This is a genomic window from Sporosalibacterium faouarense (assembly GCF_016765695.1).
Taxonomy (GTDB): Bacteria; Bacillota; Clostridia; order Tissierellales; family VENL01; genus Sporosalibacterium; species Sporosalibacterium faouarense.
In genome coordinates, this window is record NZ_JAETGO010000054.1 from 22,229 (window position 1) to 28,228 (window position 6,000).

The following is a 6,000-nucleotide window of genomic DNA, read 5'->3' on the forward strand; positions in this document are numbered from 1 at the left end:
TACTCACTATGCAGTTATCTCAGACAAAATATTTGGAGGTGCTAAGTAATGGGGAAATATGTATTAAAAAGATTTGGGCTAATGATTGTTACTCTTTGGGTGGTCGCCACAATAACTTTTTTCTTGATGCATGCCCTACCGGGAGACCCTCTTACTACTGATAAGGGACTAACTCCTGAAGCCAGGGCAAACCTTGAAGAAAAATATGGACTTAATAAGCCTTTAATAAGTCAATATGGAATTTATATGAATAATCTTTTACATGGAGATTTAGGAATATCACTAAGGTATAAGACCAGAACAGTTAACTCTATGCTCATGAATGGGTTGCCTGCATCGGCAAAGGTTGGATTTTTAGGTAGCATAATTGGAATATCTATAGGTATAGTAATGGGAATAATTGCAGCATTAAATAACAAAAAATTTTTAGATTATTTTGTTATTTTTATAGTAGTTCTCGGGGTTTCTGTACCTGGATTTGTATTTGCATCAGTATATCAATATTTCTTTGGAGTAAAGCTTAGAGTTCTTCCAGTAGCTGGATGGGAGGGAATAAAATATATGATACTCCCAATTGCATCGCTAGCAACTTTTTTTATAGCAACATTTGCTAGATTTACGAAAACGTCAATGTTAGAAATAATGGGATCAGATTATATAGAAACAGCTAAATCTAAGGGACTATCTAACACAACAGTAATTTTTAAACATGTATTAAGAAATGCAAGTATACCAATTATTACTTTTTTAGGACCTTCATTGGCTACTTCTGTTGTAGGCTCCTTTGTTATAGAGAGTATATTTGGTGTACCTGGCATTGGACAATTCTTTGTTACAAGTGTTCAGCAATATGATTATACAATGATTCTTGGAACAACTCTATTTACCTCTGCATTAGTGATTGTTGGATATTTTATCAGTGATATGCTTTATGGTGTAGCGGATCCAAGGATCAGAATAGACAAGTGATAGAATTAATGGGGAAGAAGAGCAGATAGATGTATTAAATCCAAGATTTAGAAAATGATTAATCGTTCGTTTAGTATAAGTGGTAATAGAATTTTAAAAATAGTTTGTAAAAAAAAGACTTCGGTAATAAAATTGAAGTCTTTTTTTGTTTTGAAAAATAAATTGTTGGAAATAAAAGGTTTTAATCACATTTAGTTATTTTACATAAAAAGTACTATCATTTGGAGAGAATAATTAGAAAATGACTATAAAATAAAGGAGGTCTATTATGAAAGTAAGTAAATGGATAATTTTATTACTAGTTTTTGCATTACTGTTCACATTATCATTATCAGGTTGTGCACAGGATGAAGAACCAGAAGATCAAGATCAAGACAATGATAATCCCAATGATGAAGATGAAGGAGAAATGGCAGAAAATCAGCTGCTTAAGGTAAATCTATCGGCAGAGCCTCCATGTTTAGACCCACAATTAAGTACAGATACAACTTCAAGTGAAATTCTTCAGGATACATTAGAAGGAATTATTAGAATGGACCAATCAGGTCAGGTTGTAGAGGGGTCAGGAATGGCAGAAAGTTGGGATATTAGTGAAGATGGTACAGTATACACATTCCATTTAAGAGACGCTAAATGGGACGATGGGACTCCGGTAACAGCTGGAGATTTTGAATATGGATGGAAAAGATTATTGAATCCAGACACAGCATCTGATTACACTTTTATGGCATATGATATAGTAAATGCAGAAGAGTATTCAACTGGAACAGTAACTAATCCAGATGAAGTTGGAGTTAAGGCCACAGATGATAAGACATTAGAAGTAACTCTAAAGGCACCTAATCCAGTATTCATAAGTAAGTTACAGCATAGTACTTTCTTCCCATCTAGAGAGGATTTAGTTGATGAATATGGTGATAGATATGCTTCAGAAGCTAATTTAACACCATCATGTGGACCATTTAAGGTTACAGAGTGGGCTCATGAATCTAAGATTGTATTAGAAAAAAATGATGAATATTGGGATGCAGATGCAGTTAAGCTAGATAGAGTTGAGTTTTCTATGTTAACAAATTCAAACTCACTTATGGGACAGTATAAAACTGAACAATTGGATTATGTAACAGTACCATCTCAATTCTTAGATCAATATAAAGATGAGCTACAAAGATATAATACAGCAGCTACTTATTATTATTTGTTTAATAATGAAAACGAGTATTTAAAGAACACTAAATTACGAAAAGCAATAAGAATGGCTATAGATCAAACTAAGGTTTATGACACATTAGCACAAGGTATGACTGATTCCGCATATGCATGGATACCACCTGGAATTCCTGGATACGATGGAAAGACGTTCCGTGAAATAGCTGGAGAGACCTTATTTGATGATATTGGAACTGGAGCAACAAAGGATGAGGTAGTACAATTAGTTGAAGAGGCAGCTAGTGAACTAGGTGTAACTGCAGATGATTTGGATGGTAAAATTTCATATTTAACTGGTGATACTGATTCATCACTTAAGTATGGAGAAGTTTACCAACAAATGATTTCTGAAAATGCTGGATTAGATACAGGAATAGAGCAAGCTACTTGGAAGGTAAGGCTTGATAGATTTTCAGAAGGTGACTTTACAATGGCTGCAATGGGCTGGATTGGTGACTATAATGACGCTATGACATTTATGGATCTATTTTTAAGTGATTCTCCACAAAATAGAGCTAGATATAAGAATGAAGAATTTGATAGCTATGTTCATGATGCAATGGAAGTATTTGATCAAAAAGAGCGTGTAGATGCTATGGTTGCAGCGGAAAAAATATTCATAGAGGATATGCCAATAGCACCATACTCCTATGGTACTGAAATTTATGTTCAAAGACCTTATGTTAAGGATATAGTTAGACTACCGCTTCAAGTATATGACGGAAAGAAATGGGCATATGTATTAGAACATTAAAATTTATAATTATAGGCCAACGCGTCAAGCGTTGGCTTTTTGTTTTACTAAATTAACAAGAAAAGGAAAAAGATTACATAAAGTTAATGAAATTAGTAATTAAGTTACAAAAAATTCTGAAAAATATAACGAGGACTTAATCTATCTAACAAAACTGTAATATAACCCATTTTTACCAAAATTTATAATACAATAAACTTACTAATCAAATTATTCTAAATTTTCAGAAAATAATTTCGGTTTTAATAATTTGTTATAGCTATAAACAAGTAGAAAACAAATAGTTACTTATATTTAGAATTGATGGAACAGTATTCATTCTACAGTGCTTAATAAAAGATTAGACTTTCTTAACATATTTTAACAGAATTTTAAAATTATTGTTTTATCATATATTTACATCAACATTTCAAGATTCTAAAAGTTATTGAGGAGTTAAAAGAATTAAAAATCAGATTGAAAGAATAGTGAAAAAATATGAGATTCTTAAGTAAAAAAATCTTATAATCTTTTAGATTTGAAAGGGGTGATGCCATAAGCAATTAGTAAGTGGGAAAGTGAAATATAAATAATAATCAAAAAATCAAAGGGGGATTATTTGATGAAGAAAAGTAGAGTATTAGCTTTATTATTAGTTTTGACATTAATTATTTCTGTTGCATTAACTGCATGTGATAGAGACGGAGAACCAGTTGACAACTCTAATAATGGGCAGGTTGAAGACACAGATAATAATAATGCTGACAATGGCGATGAACAAAATCAGGAGCAGGACATAACTGAAAAGCTTGCTGAAGAACAGGTTATAAGAGAGAATTTAAGTCAAGAGCCTCCAAGCTTAGATCCACAGTTAAGTACTGATACAACTTCTGGTATAATCTTAAATGACACATTAGAGGGAATTATCAGAATGGATGCAACTGGTGAAGTTAAAGAAGGATCAGGAATGGCACTTAGCTGGGATATGAGCGAAGATGGAACAGTTTATACATTCCACTTAAGAGACGCCAGCTGGTCAGATGGAGTTCCTGTAACAGCTAACAATTATGAATATGCTTGGAAGAGATTATTAGATCCTAAAACAGCTTCTGACTATACTTTCATGGCATATGATATTTTAAATGCTCAAGAATACGCTTCGGGAGAAATAACAGACCCTAGTGAGATCGGAGTTAAGGCTTTAGATGATAAGACGTTAGAAGTTACTTTGAAATCACCAAATCCAGTATTTATTGGAAAGCTACAACACAGTACTTTCTTTCCATCTAGGCAAGACTTAATAGAAGAATATGGTGATAAATATGCATCTGAGGCACACTTAGTTCCATCGTGTGGACCTTTCATGGTAGATGAATGGAAGCATGAGTCTAAGGTAATATTAGTTAAAAATCCACTTTACTGGGATGCAGATACTGTTAAGCTCGAAAGAATAGAATTATCAATGATAACAAATTCAAACTCTATTATGGGTATGTATAAAACAGGTCAGTTGGACTTTACAGAAATACCAACACAATTTATCCAGCAATATCAGGATGAACTTATAACAGCTCCAAGAGCTTCCACTGGGTACCGTGTATTTAATACTGAAAATAAATATGTGAGTAGTGCTAAGATTAGAAGAGGTATGAGGATGGCTCTTGACATGACTAAAGTGTATGATACTTTAGCAAGTGGAGCTGTGGAGCCAGCATACGCATGGGTACCACCTGGAATGGCAGGATATGATGGCAAGACTTTCAGAGAAATATCTGGAGAAGCATTATTTAATGATATTGGAACTGGAGCCACTCAAGAAGAGATCAAGCAAATGATTTTAGAAGGCTGCGAAGAAATAGGGATTACAATAGATGAGCTCCAAAATAAAATATCTTTCTTGACTGGTGACTCTGATTCATCTCTTAAATATGGTGAGGTTTACCAACAAATGTGGCTAGACAATGCTGGGGTACAAACAGGTATTGAGCAAGCTACTTGGAAGGTAAGACTTGATAGAATGAGTGAAGGAGACTTTACAATGGCAGGTCTTTCTTGGGTAGGAGATTACAACGATGCAATGACATTCTTAGACTTATACTTAAGTGACTCTCCACAAAATAGAGCTAGGTTTGCAAATGAAGAATATGATGAATATATTCGTGAAGCTATGAGTAATCAAGATCAAAAAGTACGTATAGATGCAATGGTAGAAGCTGAACATATATTAATGAATGAAATGCCTATAGCTCCAACTCAAGAAGGAACTTTCCTATATGTTGAGAGACCATATGTTAAGAATATGGTAAGACTACCTATATTGGTAGAGTCCGGTAAGAAGTGGGCATATGTTCTAGAACATTAAAAATTAATATAAATAAATTCTTAATAAAAGAGCAGTGGATAACTCCACTGCTTCTTTTTTTGGGGAATAATTAGACAAGTTTTAAAATATATATAAGTATAATGAATATAAAATATTACACAATAGTAATATTTTCGAAGAAGAATATCTAAATAAGAAAACATATATAAAAATCTGTAGAATTAAGGACTAAAGGCGGATTGACAATTAAATAACTATGTTATAGGTGAATATTAACTTGACAAGTTGTTAATAATACTTTATAATTTTGTTAAAATAAATTAATACAAAACAAGCAAATACTAAGATATGTTAACAAAACTTATGGCAAAATTTTAATATTTACATCTTTTGCTATAAATTCAAGTAAAGGGGGGATGTAAATAGAAAAATTATTGTTTCAAAGTAACATAGCTTAGAAAATTAAAGGGGGATTATTTAAAAATGAGAAAAAGTAGATTGTTAGCTCTGTTGTTAGCATTAACATTAGTTCTTTCCTTAGCATTAACAGCTTGTGGTGGAACTGAAGATGTATCTAATGATGATCAAGAGCAAGATCAAAATCAAGATCAAGACCAAGATCAGGATCAAGATCAAGATCAGGACCAAGATGATTCTGGCGATGAATTAGCAGAAGAACAAGTTTTAAGAGTTAACTTAGGTTCTGAGCCTCCATGCTTAGACCCACAATTAAGTACAGATACAACTTCAAGTGAAATCTTACAAG

The 6,000-nt window shown here is 32.8% G+C and carries 3 protein-coding genes and 1 pseudogene; all 4 read left to right on the forward strand.

The features are described from left to right. The first annotated feature begins 48 nt into the window (after window positions 1–48). On the forward strand, window positions 49–969 hold the full coding sequence (locus tag JMO20_RS10875) for an ABC transporter permease (protein WP_202709695.1): 921 nt from the start codon (window positions 49–51) through the stop codon (window positions 967–969). A 268-nt stretch (window positions 970–1,237) separates the two neighbouring features. After that, window positions 1,238–2,932, forward strand: a complete 1,695-nt coding sequence (locus tag JMO20_RS10880) for a peptide ABC transporter substrate-binding protein (RefSeq protein WP_202709696.1) — start codon at window positions 1,238–1,240, stop codon at window positions 2,930–2,932. A gap of 601 nt (window positions 2,933–3,533) precedes the next feature. Next, window positions 3,534–5,273 (forward strand): peptide ABC transporter substrate-binding protein, encoded by a 1,740-nt coding sequence (locus JMO20_RS10885; protein WP_202709697.1) that lies wholly within the window; start codon window positions 3,534–3,536, stop codon window positions 5,271–5,273. A gap of 444 nt (window positions 5,274–5,717) precedes the next feature. Continuing rightward, window positions 5,718–6,000 (forward strand): annotated as a pseudogene (locus JMO20_RS10890) (peptide ABC transporter substrate-binding protein); the annotation flags it as partial.